This is a genomic window from Achromobacter sp. K91, from assembly GCF_003576205.1.
Classification (GTDB): domain Bacteria; phylum Pseudomonadota; class Gammaproteobacteria; order Burkholderiales; family Burkholderiaceae_B; genus Achromobacter; species Achromobacter aegrifaciens.
In genome coordinates this window covers 59,695-81,408 of sequence record NZ_QWFB01000019.1, presented here as the reverse complement: position 1 = coordinate 81,408, position 21,714 = coordinate 59,695, and the positions used below count along the sequence as shown (strand labels likewise).

At 67.0% G+C, this 21,714-nt stretch carries 19 protein-coding genes; 4 read left to right on the top strand and 15 right to left on the bottom strand.

Annotated features, from left to right (window positions below; all coding sequences use genetic code 11):
• Positions 1–89: 89 nt before the first annotated feature.
• Positions 90–704, top strand: coding sequence for an SCO family protein (locus DXK93_RS05060; RefSeq protein ID WP_119449524.1), 615 nt, complete (start codon positions 90–92; stop codon positions 702–704).
• Between the two features lie 122 nt (positions 705–826).
• Positions 827–1,078, top strand: a complete 252-nt coding sequence (locus DXK93_RS05055) for a GlsB/YeaQ/YmgE family stress response membrane protein (RefSeq protein WP_013393352.1) — start codon at positions 827–829, stop codon at positions 1,076–1,078.
• Between the two features lie 67 nt (positions 1,079–1,145).
• Here the strand turns inward: DXK93_RS05055 and adeC are convergent, their stop codons facing one another.
• From adeC to DXK93_RS05040, 3 genes are read right to left on the bottom strand one after another with little or no spacing between them, the layout of a single operon-like run.
• Entirely contained in the window at positions 1,146–2,615 is a 1,470-nt protein-coding gene (adeC, locus tag DXK93_RS05050; RefSeq protein WP_119449523.1) for an AdeC/AdeK/OprM family multidrug efflux complex outer membrane factor, read from the bottom strand.
• The gene (locus DXK93_RS05045) at positions 2,612–5,794 is read right to left on the bottom strand and encodes an efflux RND transporter permease subunit (protein WP_054456637.1); all 3,183 of its coding nucleotides are present in this window, start codon (positions 5,792–5,794) and stop codon (positions 2,612–2,614) included. The genes adeC and DXK93_RS05045 overlap by 4 nt, the downstream gene beginning before the upstream one ends.
• 16 nt (positions 5,795–5,810) lie before the next feature.
• On the bottom strand, positions 5,811–7,007 hold the full coding sequence (locus tag DXK93_RS05040; RefSeq protein ID WP_054456636.1) for an efflux RND transporter periplasmic adaptor subunit: 1,197 nt from the start codon (positions 7,005–7,007) through the stop codon (positions 5,811–5,813).
• 255 nt (positions 7,008–7,262) lie between these two features.
• On the opposite strand from DXK93_RS05040, the gene DXK93_RS05035 reads away from it, so the two are divergent.
• Positions 7,263–8,168: a LysR family transcriptional regulator gene (locus tag DXK93_RS05035; RefSeq protein ID WP_119449526.1), complete on the top strand. Its 906-nt coding sequence runs from the start codon at positions 7,263–7,265 to the stop codon at positions 8,166–8,168.
• Positions 8,169–8,235: 67 nt separating this feature from the next.
• Here DXK93_RS05035 and DXK93_RS05030 read toward each other — a convergent pair whose 3' ends face one another.
• The 9 genes from DXK93_RS05030 to DXK93_RS04990 form a co-directional block, all read right to left on the bottom strand.
• Positions 8,236–8,967, bottom strand: coding sequence for a pseudouridine synthase (locus DXK93_RS05030; RefSeq protein WP_054456635.1), 732 nt, complete (start codon positions 8,965–8,967; stop codon positions 8,236–8,238).
• 37 nt (positions 8,968–9,004) lie between these two features.
• The gene (locus DXK93_RS05025) at positions 9,005–10,504 is read right to left on the bottom strand and encodes a M81 family metallopeptidase (protein ID WP_119449521.1); all 1,500 of its coding nucleotides are present in this window, start codon (positions 10,502–10,504) and stop codon (positions 9,005–9,007) included.
• A gap of 33 nt (positions 10,505–10,537) precedes the next feature.
• Entirely contained in the window at positions 10,538–11,173 is a 636-nt protein-coding gene (locus tag DXK93_RS05020) for an ANTAR domain-containing response regulator (RefSeq protein ID WP_054456633.1), read from the bottom strand.
• A 2-nt stretch (positions 11,174–11,175) separates the two neighbouring features.
• Positions 11,176–12,339 (bottom strand): transporter substrate-binding domain-containing protein, encoded by a 1,164-nt coding sequence (locus tag DXK93_RS05015; RefSeq protein WP_119449520.1) that lies wholly within the window; start codon positions 12,337–12,339, stop codon positions 11,176–11,178.
• A gap of 61 nt (positions 12,340–12,400) precedes the next feature.
• Positions 12,401–13,117 carry an ABC transporter ATP-binding protein gene (locus DXK93_RS05010; RefSeq protein WP_119449519.1) on the bottom strand — a complete coding sequence of 239 codons (717 nt, stop codon included), beginning with the start codon at positions 13,115–13,117 and terminating at the stop codon, positions 12,401–12,403.
• The gene (locus DXK93_RS05005) at positions 13,114–14,943 is read right to left on the bottom strand and encodes an ATP-binding cassette domain-containing protein (protein ID WP_119449518.1); all 1,830 of its coding nucleotides are present in this window, start codon (positions 14,941–14,943) and stop codon (positions 13,114–13,116) included. Before DXK93_RS05005 ends, DXK93_RS05010 begins: the two co-directional genes overlap by 4 nt.
• Positions 14,936–15,769 (bottom strand): branched-chain amino acid ABC transporter permease, encoded by an 834-nt coding sequence (locus tag DXK93_RS05000; protein WP_054456630.1) that lies wholly within the window; start codon positions 15,767–15,769, stop codon positions 14,936–14,938. The genes DXK93_RS05005 and DXK93_RS05000 overlap by 8 nt, the downstream gene beginning before the upstream one ends.
• Before the next feature lie 53 nt (positions 15,770–15,822).
• Entirely contained in the window at positions 15,823–16,989 is a 1,167-nt protein-coding gene (locus tag DXK93_RS04995; RefSeq protein WP_054456629.1) for a substrate-binding protein, read from the bottom strand.
• Between the two features lie 39 nt (positions 16,990–17,028).
• Entirely contained in the window at positions 17,029–17,919 is an 891-nt protein-coding gene (locus DXK93_RS04990) for a nitrilase family protein (protein ID WP_054456628.1), read from the bottom strand.
• 278 nt (positions 17,920–18,197) lie between these two features.
• Here DXK93_RS04990 and DXK93_RS04985 point away from each other — a divergent pair, with 278 nt between their 5' ends.
• Complete coding sequence (locus DXK93_RS04985; RefSeq protein ID WP_119449517.1) at positions 18,198–18,818, top strand: chorismate lyase; 621 nt, start codon at positions 18,198–18,200, stop codon at positions 18,816–18,818.
• A gap of 10 nt (positions 18,819–18,828) precedes the next feature.
• On the opposite strand, the gene DXK93_RS04980 is transcribed toward DXK93_RS04985, so the two are convergent.
• From DXK93_RS04980 to DXK93_RS04970, 3 genes are read right to left on the bottom strand one after another with little or no spacing between them, the layout of a single operon-like run.
• The gene (locus DXK93_RS04980) at positions 18,829–19,692 is read right to left on the bottom strand and encodes an oxaloacetate decarboxylase (RefSeq protein WP_119449516.1); all 864 of its coding nucleotides are present in this window, start codon (positions 19,690–19,692) and stop codon (positions 18,829–18,831) included.
• A 13-nt stretch (positions 19,693–19,705) separates the two neighbouring features.
• Positions 19,706–21,103: an FAD-dependent oxidoreductase gene (locus tag DXK93_RS04975; protein WP_119449515.1), complete on the bottom strand. Its 1,398-nt coding sequence runs from the start codon at positions 21,101–21,103 to the stop codon at positions 19,706–19,708.
• Complete coding sequence (locus DXK93_RS04970; protein ID WP_054456624.1) at positions 21,100–21,708, bottom strand: cysteine hydrolase family protein; 609 nt, start codon at positions 21,706–21,708, stop codon at positions 21,100–21,102. Before DXK93_RS04970 ends, DXK93_RS04975 begins: the two co-directional genes overlap by 4 nt.
• Positions 21,709–21,714 lie beyond the last annotated feature (6 nt).

The window sequence follows — 21,714 nt, the reverse complement described above, 5'->3', positions numbered from 1 at the left end:
AGATGTGTATAAGAGACAGCCCGCACCCTGCCCTGCCCGCGCCTTGCGGGTAGAATCAAAAGGTTTACCCCCTACCGGCCCTTGGACTCATGCGACACCTCATTTCCGGCCGCGCCCTGCGCAGCCTGCTGCTGACCCTGTGCGTGTTTCTCGCTGCCTGCGGCGACAGGAACGTCGATTGGACCCTGTACAACGTGAAGGGACACCTGCCCGACCTGAAGTTCTCGCTGCCCGGCGCAGGCGGCAAGATGGTCAGCAGCGACGACCTGAAAGGCAAGACGGTGCTGCTGTTCTTCGGCTATGCCAGTTGCCCCGACATCTGCCCGACCACCATGGCGCAGTTGACGGCCGTGCTGCAGAACCTGGGCGACAAGGCCCGCGATGTACGCATCCTGTTCGTCAGCGTGGACCCGCACCGCGACACGCCGGACATCCTGCAGGCCTACGTCAATGCCTTCAACAACAACGCCATCGGCGTGACCGGCGATGAAAAGCAGATTGCCGACCTGGCGCGCCGCTATCGCGTGGCCTACCAGATAGAGAAGCCGCGCCCGGGCGACGACGCCAATATGTACGAAGTCACGCACAGCCGCGGCGTGTATATATTCGACAAGGACGGCAAGGCCCGCTTGCTGGCATCGGACACGGACAGCATCGAGGCCATGACCAAGGACGTGCGCCAGTTGATCGACCTGACTTCCTGAGCGCCGGCGGGGCGCAATGTTGCCCGTGCGCCCCATACACCAGTTGTTACAGCCGCTACGCGCGGGGCGTGAGTATCATCTAACCACACTGCCCCCTTTTACTTCCAGCAAGGAGTACGCGCATGAGCATAATCATCATGATCATCGTCGGGTTCGTCGTGGGCCTGATCGCCCGCGCCATCATGCCCGGAGACCAGAACATGGGGATCATCATGACCACCATCCTGGGTATCGTCGGTTCGGTCGTCGCCGGATTCCTGGGCCAATCGCTGGGCTGGTACGCGCCGGGCGAACCCGCCGGGTGGATCGGATCGGTCGTCGGCGCGATCGTCGTGCTGTTCGTGGTGGGCCTGATCGCCAAGAAACGCGCCTGACGTTCTGCTGGACCTGAAATGAAAACGGGCCGATCTTTCGATCGGCCCGTTTTTTTTCGGCCTGCCCTTATTGCTGCTGGGCCTGCGCGGTCACCGTGCGTTCGGTCCAGCCGCCGCCCAGCACCTTGTACAGCGTGACCAGGTTGGACAGCCTGGCCCGACGCGTGTCCACCAGGGCCTGCTGCGCGCTGTACAGGGAGCGCTGCGAATCCAGCACGCTCAGGTAGTCGTCGATGCCTTGGCGGAAACGCTGATCCGAGGCGTCGTAGGCGCGCTGGTTGGCGGCCACCAGGAGCCGCTGCGCCTGGATCTGCTCGTCCAGGGTGCCGCGCCCGGCCAGGGCGTCCGCCACTTCGCGGAAACCCGTCTGAATCGACTTCTCGTACTGCGCGACCTGGATGTTCTTCTGCACCTTGGCCAGATCCAGGCCGGCAAGCAGCGAGCCGCCCGCGAAGATCGGCATGGTGATCTGGGGCACGAAGCTCCAGGCGCCCGAGCCGCCTTCGAACAGCCCGCCCAGGCTGGCGCTGGCGGTACCGGCCGAGCCTGTCAGGCTGATGGTCGGAAAGAAGGCGGCGCGCGCCGCGCCGATATTGGCGTTGGCGCCCTTCAATTGGTGCTCGGCCGCGCGGATGTCCGGGCGACGGGCCAGCAGGTCCGACGGCAGGCCGGCGGGCAAGGTGGTCGGCAGCATGGCATCGTCAAGCTTGACCGCGTTATCCAGTGCCGCCGTCAGCTCGGGCGACAGCGGCTGGCCCACCAGCAGGACCAGCGCATTGCGGTCCTGCGCGGCCTGGCGCGTGTATTGCGACAGGTTGCGCTCGGCGGTGCGCAGCGACACTTCCGCCTGGCTCAGGTCCAGCGCCGTGGACAAGCCCTGGTCGTAGCTCTGCTGCGTGAGCTTGAAGGAATCCTGCTGGCTCTTGAGCGTGTCGCGCGTCAGGCCGACGAGTTCCTGGTCGGCGCGCAGGGTCAGGTAGGCGTTGGCCACTTCGGCGATCAGCGTCAGCTGGGTCGCCGTACGGGTTTCGTCCAGCGCCAGATAGGATTCCAGCGCTTTGTCGCTCAGGCTGCGGATGCGGCCGAACAGATCCAGCTCCCAGGCCGACATGGCGGCGCCGACCTGGTAGCTGTGGCTGGTGGTGGCGCGGCCGCTGGGCGACAGATCGGCCGGCGAACGCTGGGCCGTTTCCTGGCCGGCGATGCCGATGCTGGGCATCAGGTCGGCGCGCTGGATGCGGTACTGGGCGCGCGCCGCCTCGACGTTCAGGGCCGCCACGCGCAGGTCGCGGTTGTTGGCCAGCGACTGCTCGATCAGCTGTTGCAGCAGCGGGTCCGAGCCGAAGAAATCGCGCCAGCCGATGTCGGCCGTCATCAGGCCGCCCGCGTCGGCCGGCTGGGCCGCCTGGTAGGACGGACCCGTGGGATAGGCCGCGTCGACCGGCGCGTCCGGCCGTTCGTAGGTGGGGGCCAGCGAGCAGCCCGCCAGGGCCGCCGCCAGGGAAACAGACAGCAAGGTTCTCATCGGGAATGTCATTGCGGTTGGCCCTCCGTCGAGACGCCCTGCGTGCCATTGGCGCTGGTGTCGTGCTCGTCGACGTTTTCGCTCATGCGCTTGACCTTGAAGACGCGCAGCATGATCACGAAGAAGGCCGGAACAAAGAAGATGGCCAGGAAGGTGCCGGTCAGCATGCCGCCGATCACGCCCGTGCCGATGGCGTTCTGGCTGCCCGAACCCGCCCCCGACGAGATCGCCAGCGGCGTCACGCCCAGGATGAACGCCAGCGACGTCATCAGGATGGGACGCAGGCGCTGCCGCGCGGCGTGGATGGCCGATTCCGTCAGGCTGGCGCCCTGCTCGTAGTGCTCTTTGGCGAACTCCACGATCAGGATCGCGTTCTTGGCCGCCAGGCCGATGGTTGTGAGCAGGCCCACCTGGAAGTACACGTCGTTGGACAGGCCCCGCAGCATGGTGGCGAGCAAGGCCCCGATGATGCCCAACGGCACCACCAGCATCACCGCCGACGGGATGGTCCAGCTTTCGTACAGCGCCGCCAGGCACAGGAACACCACGATCAACGAAATCGCGTATAGCGCGGGCGCCTGGGCGCCGGACAGGCGTTCTTCGAACGACAGGCCGGTCCATTCAAAGCCCACGCCCACCGGCAGCTTGCCCGCCAGGCGTTCCATTTCTTCCATCGCCGCGCCCGAGCTGTAGCCCGGCGCCGCCTGGCCCTGGATGTTGTACGACGGCACGCCGTTGTAGCGGTTCAGCTTTTGCGGACCGTAGCTCCAGGTGGCCTTGGCGAACGCCGAGAACGGCACCATATCGCCCGCCTTGTTGCGCACGTACCATTTGTCCAGGTCTTCCGGCAACATGCGCGACGACGCCTCGCCCTGCGCGAACACCTTCTTCACGCGGCCGCGGTCGATGAAGTCGTTGACGTACGACGAACCCCAGGCCGTGGCCAGCGTGCTGTTGATGTCCGAGACCGCCACGCCCAGGGCGCGCGCCTTCTCGCGGTCGATGTCCAGCTGGTACTGCGGCGCGTCTTCGATGCCGTTGGGGCGCACGCCCTGCAGGACCGGACTCTTGGCGGCTTCGCCCAGCAACTGGTTGCGCGCGGCAAGCAGCTTCTCGTGGCCCACGCCTGCGCGGTCCATCAACTGGAAGTCGAAACCGGTGACGTTGCCCAGTTCCATCACGGACGGCGGCGGCACCACGAACAATTGCCCGCGGCGCTCGGTCTTGCGGAAGTGCGCGTTGGCCCGTGCCGCCACGGCGCCGGCCTTCAGGCGGGCGTCGCCGCGTTCTTCCCAGTCGCGCAGCTTGATGAACAGGATGGACGCGTTCTGGCCGCGGCCGCCGAAGTTGAAGCCATTGACCGCGAACACCGAGGTGACGGCGTCCTTTTCCTCGTTCAGCAAGTACTTGGTGGCGTCGTCGATGACGGCCTTGGTGGCTTCCGCCGTGGCGCCAGCAGGCGTCTGGATCTGGGCGAACAGAATGCCCTGGTCCTCATCCGGCAGGAACGCGGTCGGAATGCGCGTGAACATCCAGCCCATGGCGAGGACCAGCGCCAGGTAGATCACCATCAGACGCTTGCTGCGGTTCAAGCCGCGCGCGACGGTATTGGCGTAGCCGTTGCTGCTGCGCTCGAACGTGCGGTTGAACCAGCCGAAAAAGCCCTTCTTCGAGCCATGATGGCCCTTGGGGATGGGCTTGAGCAAGGTTGCGCACAAGGCCGGCGTGAACACGATGGCCACGATCACCGACAGCACCATGGAGGACACGATGGTGATGGAGAACTGGCGGTAGATCACGCCCGTGGACCCGCCGAAGAAGGCCATGGGAATGAACACGGCCGCCAGCACCATGGCGATGCCGATCAGGGCGCCGGTGATCTGCGACATGGACTTGCGGGTGGCCTGCTTGGGCGACAAGCCCTCTTCGGCCATCACGCGCTCGACGTTTTCCACCACCACGATGGCATCGTCCACCAAGAGGCCGATGGCCAGCACCATGCCGAACATGGTCAGCGTGTTGATGGAGTAGCCGAACGCCGCCAGCACGCCGAACGTGCCCAGCAGCACCACCGGCACTGCCAGCGTCGGGATGATGGTGGCGCGGAAGTTCTGCAGGAACAGGTACATCACCAGGAAGACCAGGATGATGGCCTCGATCAGCGTCTTGAACACCTCATGGATCGACAGGCTGACGAACGGCGTGGTGTCGTACGGATAGACGACGTCCATGCCCGGCGGGAAGTAAGGCTTCAGGTTGTTGATGGTGTCGCGCACCGCCTGGGCCGTATCCAGCGCGTTGGCGCCCGGCGCCAGCTTGACCGCCAGGCCCGAGGCCGGCTTGCCGTTGTAGAAGCTGTCGATGGCGTAGGTCTGGCCGCCCAGCTCGATGCTGGACACGTCGCCCAGGCGCACTTGCGAACCGTCGGCGTTGACCTTGAGCAGGATGCGGCCGAAGTCTTCCGCCTTTTCCAGGCGCGAAGGCCCGATGATGGTCGCGTTCAGTTGCTGGCCGCGCACGGACGGCAAGCCGCCCAACTGGCCGGACGACACCTGCACGTTCTGTTCCTTGATCGCCGCCACGACGTCGACCGTGGTCAGGCCGTAGTTGACGAGCTTGGCGGGATCCAGCCAGATGCGCATCGCGTACTGCGAGCCGAACAGCTGGAAGTCGCCCACGCCCTGCGTGCGGCTGATGGGATCCTGGACATACGAGGCGACGTAGTCGGCCAGGTCGTCCTTGGTCATCGAGCCGTCGGTGGACACGAAGCCCGCCACGATCAGGAAGTTCTTGGTGGCCTTGGTGACGCGGATGCCCTGCTGCTGCACTTCCTGCGGCAGGAGCGGCTGCGCCAACGACAGCTTGTTCTGCACCTGGACCTGCGCGGTATCAGGGTTGGTGCCCTGCGTGAAGGTCAGGGTGATGGACATGCTGCCGTCGGAGTTGCTTTCCGAGGAGATGTACTGCAGGCCGTCCAGGCCGTTCATCTGCTGCTCGATCACCTGCACCACGGTGTCCTGCACGGTCTGCGCGGACGCGCCCGGGTAGGTCACCGCGATGCCGATGGCTGGCGGCGCGATGTTGGGGTATTGGGAAACCGGCAGTTTCAGGATGGACAGCGCGCCGGCCATCATCAGCACGATCGCGATCACCCATGCGAAGACCGGTCTATCGATAAAAAACTTTGCCATGCAAGGCTCCTGACTACTACTGCTTGGCCGCCGCGGCGGCTGCTTGCGGCTGCTGCGCCGGTTGCGCGGCGCTGGCTTCGGTGGCGACGACTTCAGCCCCCGGACGCACCATCTGCAGACCTTCCACGATGACCTTGTCGCCGGCGGCCAGGCCGTCGGTGACCAGCCACTTGTCGCCGATAGCGCGGTCGGTCTTCAGTTCACGCAATTCGACCTGGTTCTTGGCGTTGACCACCAGCGCCGTCGGGATGCCGCGCTGGTTGCGCGTCACGCCGCGCTGCGGCACCAGCAGGCCGTCGGCGGCGACGCCGTCGGCCAGGCGGGCGCGCACGAACATGCCCGGCAACAGGCGGCGTTCCGGATTGGGGAACACCGCGCGCAAGGTGACCGAACCGGTGCCCTGGTCCACCGTGACTTCGGAGAACTGCAGCTTGCCCGGCTGGCTGTACTGCGAGCCGTCTTCCAGGGTCAGCGTCACCAGCGCGGCCTGCTCGCCATCGGCCTTTTTCAGCAGGCCGCTGGCCAGCGCGTTCTGCAGGCGCAGCAGCTGGACGCTGGATTGGGTCACGTCGACGTAGATGGGATCGATCTGCTGCACCGCGGCCAGGGCCGTGGTCTGGTTGGCCGTGACCAGCGCGCCCTCAGTCACCGCCGAACGGCCGATGATGCCGTCGATGGGCGACAGCACCTTGGTGTAGACCAGGTTGATGCGGGCCGTGTCCAGCGCCGCCTTGGCCGACAGCACGTCGGCGGCGGCCTGATCGCGCGAGGCGACGGCGTTGTCGTAGGTCTGCTGGCTGACGGCGCGAGTGGCAACCAGCGGCTTGTAACGTTCGGCCAGCAACGCGGCCGTCTTCTGCTGCGCCTGGGCGCGCGCCAAGGCGGCCTTCTGGCTGTCCAGGCTGGCCTGGTAGAGGGCGGGATCGATCTGGTAGAGCTGCTGGCCCGCCTTGACCTCGCCGCCTTCGGTAAAGAGGCGCTTCTGGACGATGCCATTGACCTGGGGACGCACTTCGGCCACGCGGAACGGCGAGGTGCGGCCAGGCAGTTCGGTGGTCAGCGAAACCGGCTGCGTGGCAAGCGTCACGACCGTTACCTGGGGCTTGCCCGCCTGGGGAGCGTCTTGCTTCTTGCCGCAAGCGGCCAGCGTGAGGGCCGATGCCGTCAGCGTGACGACTGCCGCGCTGCGCCACATAGCGCTTTTCTTATCCATAGATTGCATTCCCGATTTCAACAAAAAAAAAGCCCGCCCCGGATCGCGTAATGAGCGTTCCGTGCGCATCGATTGGGTGGATTTGCCTCGAACACGCAGGCTGGGCTTTGTCGCATTGCTGCATTGCAGAACTCGCATTCTGCGTTATCCCGCCCCAGAAACAAAGAGGCATGTTGAGAAAACATCATTCCATTTATGGGACAATGGCTTTACCGTTGAATATGACAAAATTCCGCCATGAAACGCTTGCAAGGCATGGAACTATTCGTCGAAGTCGCCAAAACACGCAGCTTCAGCCGCGCGGCGGTGATGCTCGGCGTGCCGAAATCGACACTGTCCCGCCAGGTGGCCGAGCTGGAGCGCTCCGTCGGCTTGCGGCTGCTCAGCCGCACCACGCGCAAGGTCGAACTGACCGACGCGGGCCGGCTGTACTTCGACCGCTGCCAGCGCATCGTGGCCGAGGCGCAGATCGCCCATGAGGAACTGCAGAAGCTGGTCGATACGCCGGCCGGGCCGCTGCGGGTGAACATGCCCGCGGATTTCGGCACGGACTTCCTGGCTGAATCGTTCATGGAATTTTCCCGCCGCTACCCCGACGTCACGTTTTTCCTGGACCTGGCCAACCCGGACCACGCGCAGCGCGTGTTCCAGACCTGCGATGTTTCGATCGAAATCGGCGAACTGCCCGATTCGTCACAGATTGCGAGGCTCTTGGGCATGCTGCCCGCCCAGTTGTACGCCTCGCGCGAATACCTGGAGAAGCACGGCGAACCGCGGCATCCCAGCGACTTGACCCGCCACGAGTGCATAGAGTTCCGCGCCAAGGGCGCCGGGCAGGTGACCCGCTGGCCTCTGACCGACGGCCAGCAGCACATCGAATTCACGCCCGGCAACCGCTTTTCCGTCAACGGCGTCGCCATGGCCCGGCGCCTGGCCCTGCTGGGCGCGGGCATCGTCGTGCTGTTGGGCGACCAGTTGGCCGAACAGCAGTCCGGTCAATTGCAGCGAGTGCTGCCCGACTGGCAACTGGGTCCGTTCCCGGTCTACGCGGTGACGGAGACACGGCTGTTGCCCGCCAAGACCCGGATCTTCATCGAATTCCTGATGGAGCGCCTGGGCGACGTCGGGCAAGCGAAGAATACTCCCGCTTTCATGAAATAAACGGAAGCCGGAAACAGACTGAAAAATTTAGGACTGGCCGACAACACCTGTCGGTCAATTCGACCAATCAGAAGCGCTCGTCTTCACGCAGGTAGCGCCATTGGCCCAGCGGCAGGTCGCCTAGCGACACGCGTCCGATGCGCACGCGTTTCAGGCCGATTACCTTCAGGCCGACCAGTTCGCACATGCGCCGGATCTGCCGTTTTTTGCCTTCCCGCAGCACGAAACGCAGCTGGTCGCTGTTCTGCCAACGCACCTGTGCCGGCTTGAGCGCCTTGCCGTCCAGGGACAGACCATGGTTCAGCAGCGCCAGCCCGTTGTCGGACAGGTTGCCCTGCACCCGCACCAGGTATTCCTTGTCCACGCTGGAATCTTCGCCGATCAGGTGCTTGGCGATGCGGCCGTCCTGGGTCAGCACCAGCAGGCCTTGGGAATCGATGTCCAGGCGGCCGGCAACGGCCAGCCCGTCCAGGTGCGAACGCTCGAAACGCTGCGGCGCGCGGTCGCCCGCAAAGCGGGAGCGGGAGTCGATCAGGGCCACGGCGGGCGTGTAGCCCTTTTCCGCCTGGCCCGAGACGTAGCCCACGGGTTTGTTGATCAGGATGGTGACGCGCGAGGTCTGGCGCGCCTGTGCGGCGCGTTCCAGGGTGATGACCTGATCAGGGTAGGCCCGCGCGCCCAATTCGGACACCACTGCGCCGTCCACGCGGACCCAGCCGCGCTCGATATAGGTGTCGGCCTCGCGGCGCGAACACAGCCCACGCTCGGACATGAGCTTGGAGATACGTACTTTTTCCATGGCCGGTATTGTATGCGGACGCCATGCGCCACACTCTTCATGCCGCGGGGTCGTAGTCCGACGGCGCCATCGGATCCAGCGGATGGAGCGGCCGGCTGCGCCGCTGATAGGGAAACAGCGCGAAGTCCGAGCTCGTGACGCCCGCGCTGGCGCATTCCACCAGCGCCTGGGAGATAGGTTCGAACACAGGGCGGCAATACATGCGCGACTTCACCAGCACGAAGCGCGCCCGGCGGGGGTCCAGCCCCATGCTCTCGAACACGCCCAGGTCCCAGGGCTCGTGCGTTCTCTCGGTGATCACCAATTGCGCAGCGCCTATGTCCAGCACCGCGCTGCGGCCCATGCATGCCGTCTGCCCCGTGTACGTCGGACCGGTAATGACATATTCGCCGCCGGTCACGGCGCGGACCACCCCGCGCAGCAACACGGGCGCCGCCGGGCGGCCGATGGCCGGAATCGGCCGTTTGTTGCCCACCGCCAGCTCCACCTGCGCGCCCTCGCCCGCCGCGATCAGCGCGGCGACGGCCTCGGGGTCACAGTACAGGCCCGCAATAATGCCCGTCAGGCCGGCGTCGACCGCGGCTGTCAGCACCTCCATGGTGTCGCAGGTGCCGCCGGACATGCAGTTGTCGCCATGATCCAGCAGAAGCACGGGCTTGTCCGCGCCATGGGCCAGTTGCGCCGCGCGGGCCAGCGACTCGCCCAGGGGTTCGCTGTCGTAGAAGTAACCGTCGCGCTCGGCCCAGATGGCCTGCGCCATTTCGCTTGCCACCCGTTCCGCCTGCTCCTGCGGCCCGGAGCCCACCACGACCACGCTCAGGCATGGGTTGGGGATGTCAGCCAGGGCGAAGCCCGCCAGCACGGAGGCGCCCAGGATGCCGCCCTTTTCCGCGCCCCGCGCCGCCTGCACCGCGCGGAGCATGGCGCCCTGGGCCGTGGCGCTGCGCAGGGTGTGCGTCATCAGCGGCAGGCGGCGCCAGGCCATGACCGGGCGCGGACCGCCGTTGAGCCAGTCATACAGGATACGGCCCGCGTGCTCCCCGGTCTCGTACATGTCCACATGCGGGTAGGTCTTGAAGCTGACGATCACGTCGGCGTTGGCCATCATCTTGGGCGTGACATTGCCGTGCAGATCCAGCGCCACGGCGATGGGCACGTCCGGCGTGCGCCGCCGCAGGCGCTCCAACAAGTCGCCCTCGCCATCGTCGGTGGTCTCGGCCACCATCGCGCCATGCAGATCGAGCAGGATGGCGCCACAGCCCTGCGCGCCGGCCACGATCGCGTCGCACAGTCGGCTGTAGGCATCCGCCGACACCGGGCCGCTGGGGTAGGCGGTCGCGGAAACCGGCGTGACCACGGTCGCGCCGTTGGCCTCGGCAATATCGATGAAGGCCGACATGGCCGTGCGCTTGTCCTTGTTCTCGGCATAAGCCTGGGCGCCGAAGGCGGGACCGTCATTGCCGAACGCGGACAGCGGCGTGGGCACCGGCGAGAACGTGTTGGTCTCGTGGTTCAGGCGGGCGATCATGACCTTCATTGTCCGGCTCCTCGGCATGCAGATTCAGTGTGTTCAGTTGTTCTGGGACGGCCCCGGGCGCAAGGCCCCCAGGCCAAGCTTTTCCATGGCCTCGCTGGCCTCGACGATCATCGCGGCCACTTCCGCGACGCTTACGCGCAGGCCCGTCGCCCGGGTCCGCATGTGCTCATAGGCGGCGCGCTCGTCCAGGCGCTGGTGGTCCATCAGCACGCGGATGGCCTTCTCGATGACGCGTCGCGCCTTGATCGTGCTTTCCAGCTTGTTGATCTTGGACTGCTGGCGGCTCTGGAACTGCTTGGCCGAACGCGCCAGCACCAGCGTGCTGAGCACGCCCGCCGAGCGGAACGGCCGCGTCAGCACGCCGTGCGCATTGGTCTTTAGCAATTGCTTCAGCGTGGTCGGGGTTTCGTACTCGGACAAGGCGATCAGGGTGGCCTCGACCTCGCTGGCCGTCCAGGCGGCGCTGTTGCGGCCGCATTGCGATACCTGGAAGAAGATGACGTCCACCCCTGCGGGCGGGCCATCCGGAAACGGCCAGTGCAGATGGATGCGGCAACCGATGCGCTTGAGCTGTTCGACCAGCAGGTCGCGATCCTCGCCGGGCGGATACACCACGGCGACGGCCACGCTGCGCAGGTCCTCGTAGAGGCGGCGTAGGCTATGGTCCATGGCTATTTCAACCAGAACTCGTCCAGGCCGAACGCGGTGAGGTACGGGTCCGGCTTCACGGGTTCGTCGCTTTCCCAGACGATGTCGAAGCGACCGTCCTCGCGGCACACGCCTATGCGCGGCGTCAGCACGCTATGGTTGTTTTCCGCCAGCACGGACATCTGCCCGTCCGGCGCGTCGAACTGCACCTGATGCACCGCCTGCACCAGCTTGCGGGTGTCCATGCTGCCCACGCGCTGCAAGGCACGTGCGAACAGGTGCATCTGGCTATAGCAGGTCTCGGCATAGACGCTGGCGGGATGGTCGCCGAAGCGGGCGCGCCAGCGTTCCAGGAAATGCGCGTTGGCGGGCGTATTCACCGTATTGAAATAGGTCGCAGCGGTGATGTGGCCCACGCAGCGCCGCGGTCCGATCTCCGCCACCTCCGACTCCGCCATGGTCAGGCTGGCAATGGGGATGTGCGCGGTGGCTGCGCCCTCGGCCTGGCAAGCCTCGTGGTAGCGCTGGTAGAAGCGCTGCGCATCGGAGCCGATCAAGGTGGAAAACACCACGTCGGGCTGGATGCGGCGGATGTCCGCCACCACGTCGTTGATCTCGCTGTCGTCGCAGCCCAGCGGCAGATAGGTTTCATCCAGGATCTCGCCGCCATGCTCCTCGACCGTCTCGCGCATGATGCGGTTGGTCTCGCGCGGGTAGATATAGTCCGCGCCCACCAGGAAGATGCGCGAACCGCAGTTCTGGATCAGGTATGCAGCCAGCTGCATGCTGCCCTGGTTCGGCGCCGCGCCGGTATAGATGACGTTGGGCGAATACTCGAAGCCTTCGTAGACCGAGCCGTACCACAGCAGGGAATTGCTGCGCTCCACCACCGGCAGCATGGCCTTGCGGCAGTGCGAGGTGCAGCCGCCAAAGATGACGCTGACCTCGTCTTCCAGCAGCAGCCTGGCCGCCAGGCGGCGGTACTCTTCGGCGTCGCTGCGCGGGTCGTACACCACCGGCGCCAGCGGCCGCCCCAGAACGCCGCCCAGTTCGTTGATCTCTTCCACCGCCAGTACCGTGCCGAAGAAGTGCTGCGATTCCGTGGTTCCGGTGACGCCGCTGCGCGAATAAAGCACGCCGATGCGCCAGCCCGGCCGCTCTGCGTGCTTGTCCTGGGGCGTACTCATGAGGGAATCCTTGAACGGGTAGTGCGCGTGTGCGTCATGGCGAATCCGGGCCGCGTGGCCTTCATACTTTCAGATGAGCAATGATATTGCCCGCCGCCTCTGGCGCGCCAGCCTCGCCTTCATCGACGATGCTGCCCTGCTTGAGCACCAGGTAGCGATCGGCCACGTCCAGCGCGAACGCCACGTTCTGCTCCACGATGAACATCGTCGTGCCATGCCGCTCGCGTTCCCAGTTCAGCGCGCGGCCCAGGCGCTCGATCACCGAGGGCTGCAGCCCTTCCGTAATCTCGTCCAACAGCAGCAGCGCGGGCCGCTGCATCAGGCCGCGCGCCACCAGCAGCATTTTCTGCTCTCCGCCCGACAAGGTGCCGGCGTGCTGGCGCAGGCGGCTCGTGAACACCGGAAACAGCTCCGCGATCTCGGCGAAGCGTTCGTCGAAGAGTTGGTCGCGCGGCAGCCCCAGGCGCAGGTTGTCGCGGATGCTCAGGTCAGGAAACAGCGGCTGTTCCTGGGCGGCGTAGGCCACGCCGCAACGCGCCACTTCGTGCGGCCGCAGCCGGGTGGCGTCGACTCCGCCCACGCTGACCCGCCCGCGCTGCTTGGGCAGATAGCCCATGACGGTCTTGAGCAAGGTGCTCTTGCCCATGCCATTCTTGCCCAGCAGCGCGACGCAGGCGCCGCGCTCGACCGTGAGCGACACGTCACGCAGCACCATGGCCCTCTTGTAGCCGCTGGATACCGCTTCCATGCGCAACGCCGGCGCTGCGATGCTCGTCATTGCCCTGCTCCTTGCGCGGCCGGCGCGCTGCCGGCGTAAATGGTGCGCACCAGTTCGGATTCCACGACCTCGCGGAATCCTCCGTCCATGACGATGCGGCCCTGGTGCAGGACCACGATGCGCGTTGCGATCTCCTTGACGAAATCCAGGTCATGTTCCACCAGCAGGCAGCACAGGCCATAACGGTGCGCCAGGGACGACAGCACGTGGCCGATCTGCAGGCGTTCGGCCTTGCTCAGCCCGGCCGTCGGCTCGTCCAGCAGCACGATGCCCGGTTCCAGCGCCAGCACCATCGCCAGTTCCAGCGCCTGCTGCTGTCCGTGCGACAGGTCGCGCGCCACATGGTCCAGGCACTGGTCCAGGCCGGTCACGCGCAACGTTTCAAGCGCATAGGGCGGCAGATCCAGCGTGGAAGATCGGCGCCACCAAGACGGCCGTTCGCGCAGCGTGGTCGCGATGCGCAGGCTTTCGGCCACCGTCAGCGTGTCGAACACGTTGGCGTTCTGGAACTTGCGGCCCAGTCCGTGGCGCACGCATTGTTCAGGACCATCGCGCCGCAGCACTTCGTGGCCATAGAGTTCCAGCCTGCCCTGGGAACGTTCGGCGCCGTCCGCGATACAGCGCATCAGCGTAGTCTTGCCGGCGCCGTTGGGGCCGATCAGCCCCAGCAGTTCGCCGCCGCGGGCTTGCAGGTCTATGCCTTCCAGCACCTTCAGGCTCCCGAAGTGCTTGGACACGCCCGCCAGGCTCAAGGCCTGGGCCGCGCCGCCGGCCTGCCGCGCAGGGACGACGCGCTCGCCCAGCGCGGGCGTGACCGCGCGCCCTGCCCTTGCGCGCCATGGCGCGGTCAGCAGGGGAAGCAGCCCGCGCGGCAGCAGCAGGATCACCAGCACAAAGGTCACGCCCAGCAGCAGTTGCCAGACGAACGGCATGTTGCCGCTGAGATAGGAGCCCGCGACGTTGATGAGGATGGCTCCCAGCACCGGCCCCCATATGGTGCCGCGCCCACCCAGCGCGACCCAGATGATCAGTTCCGTGCCGAAGACGAAACCCGTCAGCTCCGGCGCCACCACGCCGCTGAACGCGCCATAGCCGAAGCCCGCCAGGCCTGCCACCGCGCCGCAGGCCACCAGCAACGCGATGCGCCAATGGGCGGTGTTCAACCCGAGGTAGCTGCACCGCGCCTCGTTGTCGCGCAGCGCCACCAGGACGCGGCCGCCGTCGCTGCGCACCACCACCCAGGCCAGCAGCGCCACCGCCGACAGGCCGCCTGCCGCGATCACGTACCAGGCCTCCAGCGACAGGTCGAAGGTTTCGTAGCCCGTCAGGCCGGATGAAGAGCCGGTGTAGGTGCCGCCGGACAGCACCAGCTGCATCAGCACGATGGGCAGCACCAGCGAAATCACCGTGGCGAAGAATGGCGAGGCCCCACGGTAGAACGACAGCCAGCCCGTCACCAGCGCCAGCAGCGCCGCGGCGCCCACCGCGGCCAAGGCAGCCAGCGCGGCGATCGCGGGCGAGAATCCGTAGTGCGTGAAGGCCAGGCCCGCGGCGTACGCGCCCACCCCGAAAAAGGCGGACTGGCCGAAAGTCAGGTAGCCGGTGTAGCCCCACAGCACGTCCACGGTGATCGCCGCCACGGCGAAGAACAGCGCCTTGATCAGCACGTTCAGCAAATAGGTGTCGAACAGCCAGGGACCCGCCGCGGTCAGGACCAGGCAAAGCCCGGCCAGGCCCAGCAGGCTGCGGCTGCGCGCGGTCTTTTGCGCCGAGGCGTCGTCAGCGGCGCCAGCCAGCGTTTGAGGGATCAATGCGCGGTCAGTCATGGGCGAATCCTTGAGGACGCAGACGCAGCGTCAGCGCGGCCAGGACGGCGATGGTGACGCCGCCCAGGATCGGGCTGACGTAGACGCTCACCAGCACCTGGCAGGCGCCATAGAGCAGGCAGGTCAGCAGCAGCGCGGTGATCGAATGGCCCGACACCATGACCAGCATGAAGGCGCTGACCAGCCACGGCAGCCCCATGTTCGGGTCGACGCTGGACAGGGGCGTGATCAGCGCGCCCGCCAGCGCGCCCAGCCCCGCGCCCAGGCCGAATGTGGTGAAGCGGATGCGCTCGGCGTTAATGCCCAGGCCACGCGCCAGATCCTCGTTCATGATGACCGCCCGGGTCCGCACGCCAAAGCGCGTGCCGCTGAGCAGCAGGGTCATCGCGGCATACATCAGCAATGCCGCCGGCACCAGGAACAGACGGTATGCCGAATACTCCGTCCCAAGAAAGGACACGGCGCCGTGGATGGGCGAATCGGCGAACTTCACTTCGCGCCCGAAGGCCATGGTGATGAGCTGACCGATCACGATGCCCAGTCCCCAGGTGGCCAGGATGGCGTCCAGCGGCCGCTTGTACAGCGGCTGCACGATCAGCCGTTCCACGCCCATGCCCACCAGCACGCCGACCGCCAACGCGAACGGCAGCGCCAGCCAGGGATTCAGCCCCAGTTGCGTCACCACCAGGCTGGCGTAGCTGCCCAGCGTAAGAATCGCGCCGTGCGCGAAGTTGACGATCTTCATCACGCCGAAGATGATCATCAGCCCGGCCGTCACGATGAACAGCATGGCGGCCGTGCTCAGGATGTCCAGCAGCAAACCCATATCGCTCTCCGGCGCCGCCGGCAGGACCGGCGGCGCTTGTCATGGCATGGCCGTCACTTCAGGTCCGGACACTGCGCGCCCGGGTCGACCTTGTCGAAGGTTTGCAGGATCTTGATGGAACCGTCCTGCTGCACCTGCCCCAGGCGCATGGTCAGCGCCGCGTGGCGCTGGCGGTCCATGGTCACCGGGCCGCGCGGGCCATCGAACGTGACCGCGCTCAACGCCTGCACCACCTTGGGCGCATCGGTGCCGCCAGCCTTTTCGACGGCCGCCTTGTACAGGTAGAAGGCTTCATACTGCGGCGCGGAGAATTCGTTGGCGGTCTTGGCGTCGTTGCCGAACTTCGCCTTCAGGGCGTCCAGGAATTTGCGGTTCTGCGGCGTGTCGATGCTGGTCAGGTACGAGGCCGACATGTACATGCCCACTGCCGTGTCGCCCATGGTCTTGGCCGTGCCTTCGTCGATCGCCAGATTGCCGTAGGGCATGGCCAGGCCAGCAGCCTTGACCTGCTTGGCCAGGCTGACGTTGGGCCCGCCGCCCGCCGTCGAGCTGATCAGCGCGTCCGGGTTGGCCGAGCGTATCTTGGAGACCACCGGCGTCCAGTCGGAACCGTCGATCGGCAGGTACTCTTCTCCCACCACGCGTCCGCCCTGCTTTTCGATGTATTCCCGCGTGAACTTGAGCATGCCGCGGCCGAAGGCGTAGTCGCTGCCCACCAGGAAGAAGGTCTTGGCCTTGCGGTCCTGCATGAAGTGGTCCACCACCGGCGCGACCTGCTGTTCCGGCACCCAGCCGTTCACGTGCAGCCAGCGGTTGCACGACCGCCCTTCATAGAATGACGTGTAGATATAGGGCACCTTGCCGCGCGACACGATGGGCAGCGCGGCGTTGCGCGCCGCGCTGGTTTCCATGGCGATGATGGCATCGACCTTCTTCTGGAACACCAGGGTGTCGTAGGCCTTCTGCGCCCCGACCGCGCCCGAGGCATCGTCGGCGATCTCCAGCACGATCTGGCGGCCGAGGATGCCGCCGGCCGCATTGATCTCGTCGGCCGCCAGTTGCGAGGCCTGCACCACGCCCGGCGCGACCACGCTGTTGGCGCCGGACAGGCCGACGGGCACGCCGATGCGCAGCGGTTCGGCCGCGTGCGCGCTGGCGGCGCCAGCCAGCAGTGCGACAAACGACAGTCGGATCCGGCAGCTATTCAATAGGCTCTTCATGGGTTTTCTCCTTGGGGGGGTACGGCCGTGGACCGTCGTTCAGCGTTGCCGCGGGCCTGCGGCGGCGCCCAACTGCTCGTCATAGATGTCGCGGCGCCTGTCGCGCAGCACGTGGTTGAAATCGTTCAACTGGCGCGCACGGCGCGACGCCTTCAGGTCTATGGGCGCCAGCAGCACCTCCTCCTGGTCGATGCTGGCGGGTCCCGCCGCCGTCCAGCCCTGGGACCCCACGATCAGGCTGCGGCCCACGAAGGGCTGGCCGCGCTCGGTGCCGACGCGGTCCGCGCACACCACTGTCAAGCCGTTGCTGTGGGCGCCGCTCATGGTCAGCGCATGGGCCATGACCGGTCCGTCGCGGGTCTGCCCCGGCATCGGCACCCAATTGGTCGGCACCGCCACGATGTCCGCGCCGCGCACCGCCAGCAGCCGGTAGACTTCGGGAAACCAGCCGTCGTAGCAGATGGCCACGCCGATGCGGCCCAGCTCGGTATCGAACACCGGCAATCCCAGGTCGCCCGCCTCGAAATACAGGTTCTCGTCGCCCCACAGATGCAGCTTGCGATAGGTCCCCAGATAGCCATCCGGACCCGCGACCAGTGCGGAGTTGTAGAGACGCCCTCCGGCGCGCTCCGCGATGCCCGCCACCAGATAGATGCCCAGGCGCTGCGCCAACGCGATCCACGCCTGCGAGCTCGGGCCTTCCGGCACGGGTTCAGCCAGGGCGTAGGCCTCCTCGCGGCTCTCGAACATATATCCCGTGTTGGCCAGTTCAGGCAGCACCACCAGCCGCGCGCCCTGGGCCGCGGCCTGCTCCACCAGTTCGATGGAACGCGCGATGTTGGCGGCGGTTTCGCCGATCGCGGGCTCCATCTGCACGCTGGCCACCCAGGTCACGGCGGCGGGAGAACGTTGCGGTTCCGACGCTTGCATGCGAGCTCCATATTCAGAAATTGAAAACGAAAAAGCCCCCGACCACGCATTGCGTGCAAGTCGGGGGCTTCTATAGCCAAGACTGTATGTTCAGGCAGCAATCATTGCTGCGGGGTACTGCAAGCCATTCAGGTCAATGTTGACCGTGTGCGAATGATAGGGAGACGCGGGTTCCTGGGACAATAAGTGCTTTCCCGGACGATATTCCGGCGGGAGTCCGGCACTGCGTCATTGCGACGCATTGGGTCGTCCCGCCCGGCTTGGCATAATACGCAGCCATGAGCAAACCCGCAGCACACCACCCTCCCCTTGCCGCAGGCTGGCTGGCCAGCGCGCCTCCCATCCTGCCCCCTGCCCCGCGCCACTGGCTGTTCCGCCCCGGCGCGCTGACCGCCGGTTTGCGCCAGGTTGGCCAGGTGCGCCTGCGCGTGCTGGCCGAATACGCGGACGGCGCGCCGCCGGACGAAGCGCGGGCGATGGGCCTCGCACCCGGCACGCCGGTGTGGATTCGCGAGGTGCTGATGTCGGTCAATGGCGTGGACAGCGTGCCCGCGCGCAGCCTGACGCCGCTGCGCGCCTCTCACGGCGCCTGGCAAGGCATGCGCCGCCTCCTGACCCGGCCATTGGCGGACATGCTTTACCACGACAGCACGGTCGAGCGTTCGCCGTTTGCCTGCCGCCGGCTGGCCTCGCCGGTGCCGTTCCATGCCACCGCGCTGGGCGTATTGCCGGCCGGCCAGCGCGACCGCGATGGCGGACGCATCTGGGCGCGCCGCTCGGTGTTCTGGCGCCAGGGCCAGCCGCTGCTGGTGGCCGAGTGCTTCCTGCCGGCGTTCTGGGAGCTGGTCGCCGATCAGCCGGTGCCGCCGCTGGTGCCGCATCAGCGCACGCCGCGCTGACACCCCGGCCTCAGCCTTCGTAGCGGCGCCCGCGCTCCAGCAGTTCGGGCGTGCCGATCACAGCGTTCAAGCCGTCGAAATCCAGCATGCCCTCACGCCAGGGCGCGGTCGTGCCATGCTGGCACAGGCTGGCGTAGTAGCCCTGCAGCGTGTGCGCCACCGCGCGCGCCGTGCCCCCCGGGAAGATGACGATGCGGAATCCCAGCGCGGTCAGCGCATCGGCGCTTTGAACCGGGGTCTTGCCGCCTTCCACCATGTTGGCCAGCAGCGGCGCGCGGTGCGCAAAGCGGCTGCACGCCGCCTGCATCTGCTCCGGCGTGCGCAATGCCTCGATGAACAGCGCGTCCGCGCCCGCTTCCAGATACGATTCCGCGCGGTCCATAGCCGCTTCCAGTCCCTCCACTGCCAGCGCGTCGGTACGCGCCAGGATCAGGGTGGACGCATGCGCGCGGGCATCCACCGCGGCCCGCAGCTTGCCGCGCATCTCGGCGGCCGGGATCACGGCCTTGCCGTCCAGATGGCCGCAGCGCTTGGGAAAGGTCTGGTCTTCCAGCTGGATCATGGCGGCGCCGGCGCGCTCCAGGCCGCGCACGGTGCGCTGCGTGTTGAGGGCATTGCCGAAGCCGGTGTCGGCGTCGACGATAACGGGCGTGGCCACCCGCTCGGTGATGCGGGCCAGCGTGTCCTCGACCTCGCTGTACGTGGTAAGGCCGATATCCGAGCGGCCCAGCCGCGTGTATGCGATGGACGCGCCCGACAGGTATAGCGCGCCGAAGCCCGCCTGTTCGGCGATCAGCGCGGACAAGGCATCGTAGACGCCGGGAGCCAGCACGGCGCCGCCGGCCAGCTGTGCTTGCAGATTCTGTATTTGCATGGTCTGGAAAATCCTAGGAAAGCTCGCGGCCCAGCAGGGATGCGGCGGTCGCCGCGGCGATATGGCCGCCCGCCACTGCGCTGAGCAGGCCATTGCCGGACAGGTAGCCGGACACGTCGTTGCCCGACACGCCGCGCGCCGCGCCGCCTGCGGCCAGCAGATTGGGCAAGGCATGGCCCATCTGGTCCAGCACGCGGCAATCCGCGTCGATGTCCAGGCCACCTTGCGTATGGAACAGCGCGCCTGTCACCTTGACGGCGTGATACGGCGCCTGCAGCGTCCGCTCGAAGCGCCGGCCGTACGGATCGGCGGCGTCGGGGGCCACGCTTGCGAGCGTCGCGCGCAGCGTCGCTTCGTCGCAGCCGATCACCCCCGCCAGCGCAGCAACGTCGGCGCAGGTCTTCAGCGCCTGACCCGCCTCTGCCTGGACGAAGTCCGGAAAGCCGCGCGCCAGCGCCAGCGTGCGGTCGTCGAATACGTTCCAGGCCACGCCGCCCGGTTGCTCCAGCACATGCACCGCGGCCTCGGAATAGCCGTGCGTCTCGTCATGAAAGCGCCGCCCCGCGCCATTGATCTGCACGCCGCCGTCCATCATCACCGCCCAGGAGATCAGTGCGCCCTGCGGCGTGGCCCAGGAGCCATGCCCCTGGTAGCCGCCAAGGTCGGCCAGGCGCGCGCCCAGCTGCACTCCCCATTCGATCGCGCTGCCGTCGTTGCCGACGTGGCCGCCGTAGACGGCCTCGCGCATGGCCGGCAGATGTTTGCCCACCATCGCCGCGTTGCCGCCAAAGCCGTTGCAGGCCAGGATCAGCACGTCGCAACCGATCACGTCGATGGAGCCGTCCGGCCGCTCGCAGCCCACCGCCGTGATGCGGCCGGCTTCGTCCGTCCAGATCTGCCGCGCCAGGGCGCGGGTCAGCAGATAGGCTCCGGCTGCGGTGGCGGCGCGCTCCAGCGCGGCCACCAGGGCCGCGCCCGTGCGCTCGGGCAAGGTGTGCATGCGGCGGGCGCTGTGGCCGGGGTACAGGAAGCCGTCCAGCACCTGGAAATCCAGGCCGTGGCGCGCAAGGTTGTCGATCGCGGCGGCTGCCGCGCCCGTGTAGGCATCGACCAGCTGCGGCGCGGCCGTGCCGCCGGTCTTGGCCTGGATATCCGCGGCAAAGCGCTGCGCGTCGTCCTCGATGCCGGCGGCCCGCTGCGCCGCCGATCCCGCTGCCGGGATGAAGCCGGACGACAAGGCGGTGGAGCCGCTGGGCGCGGCGTCGCGCTCGATCAGCACGGTCTCGATGCCGGCATCGGCCAGGCGCAGCGCGGCGGTCAGGCCGCAAGCGCCCGCGCCGATGATGGCCACCGGCACGTGCATCGCGTCCGCGCCAGGCGCTGCACCCCGCAGGACTTGCGGCGCGCTCACGAGGCCAGCCTGTCCAGGAATTCCTGGCAGGACAGCACATCGGCCACGGTGCGCAAATCCGCCAGCGCGGCATCATGCATGGCCGGCGTGGGCGCGGCGCAGCCATCGGCCAGCACCGCCACGTGATAATCCCGCATGTGGGCGTCGCGCGCGGTGCTGGCCACGCCGCCATTGGTGACGATGCCGGCGATCACCACGTTGGAGATGCCCGCGCGCCGCAGCACCCAGTCCAGCTGGGTATTGAAGAAGGCGGAATACGCCACCTTCCAGACCGACACGTCCACCAGTCCGTCCAGTTCGGCGACGTTGGCCTGCCCCTTGGAGCCGGCGACGAAATCGCCCTTGCGCAGGAACGGGCGCAACTGCCGCAGATGCGGCGAGATCATGGGTTCGCCGTGCGCGTCCGGCCATAGCGTGAACTGGCTGGCCGCCACGAAGCCTCCTCGCTCCTTGAGCTTGCGGGCCACGGGCGCGACCCGGGCGGGCAAGGCCCGCGCCTGCGGACTGACGGCGCCGCCGCGGTCGTAGGCGCCGCCGGGCGCGAGGAAATCGTTCTGCAGATCGATGACGACCAGCGCTGTGCTGCGGGGATCGAAGGCTGACATGGGCTC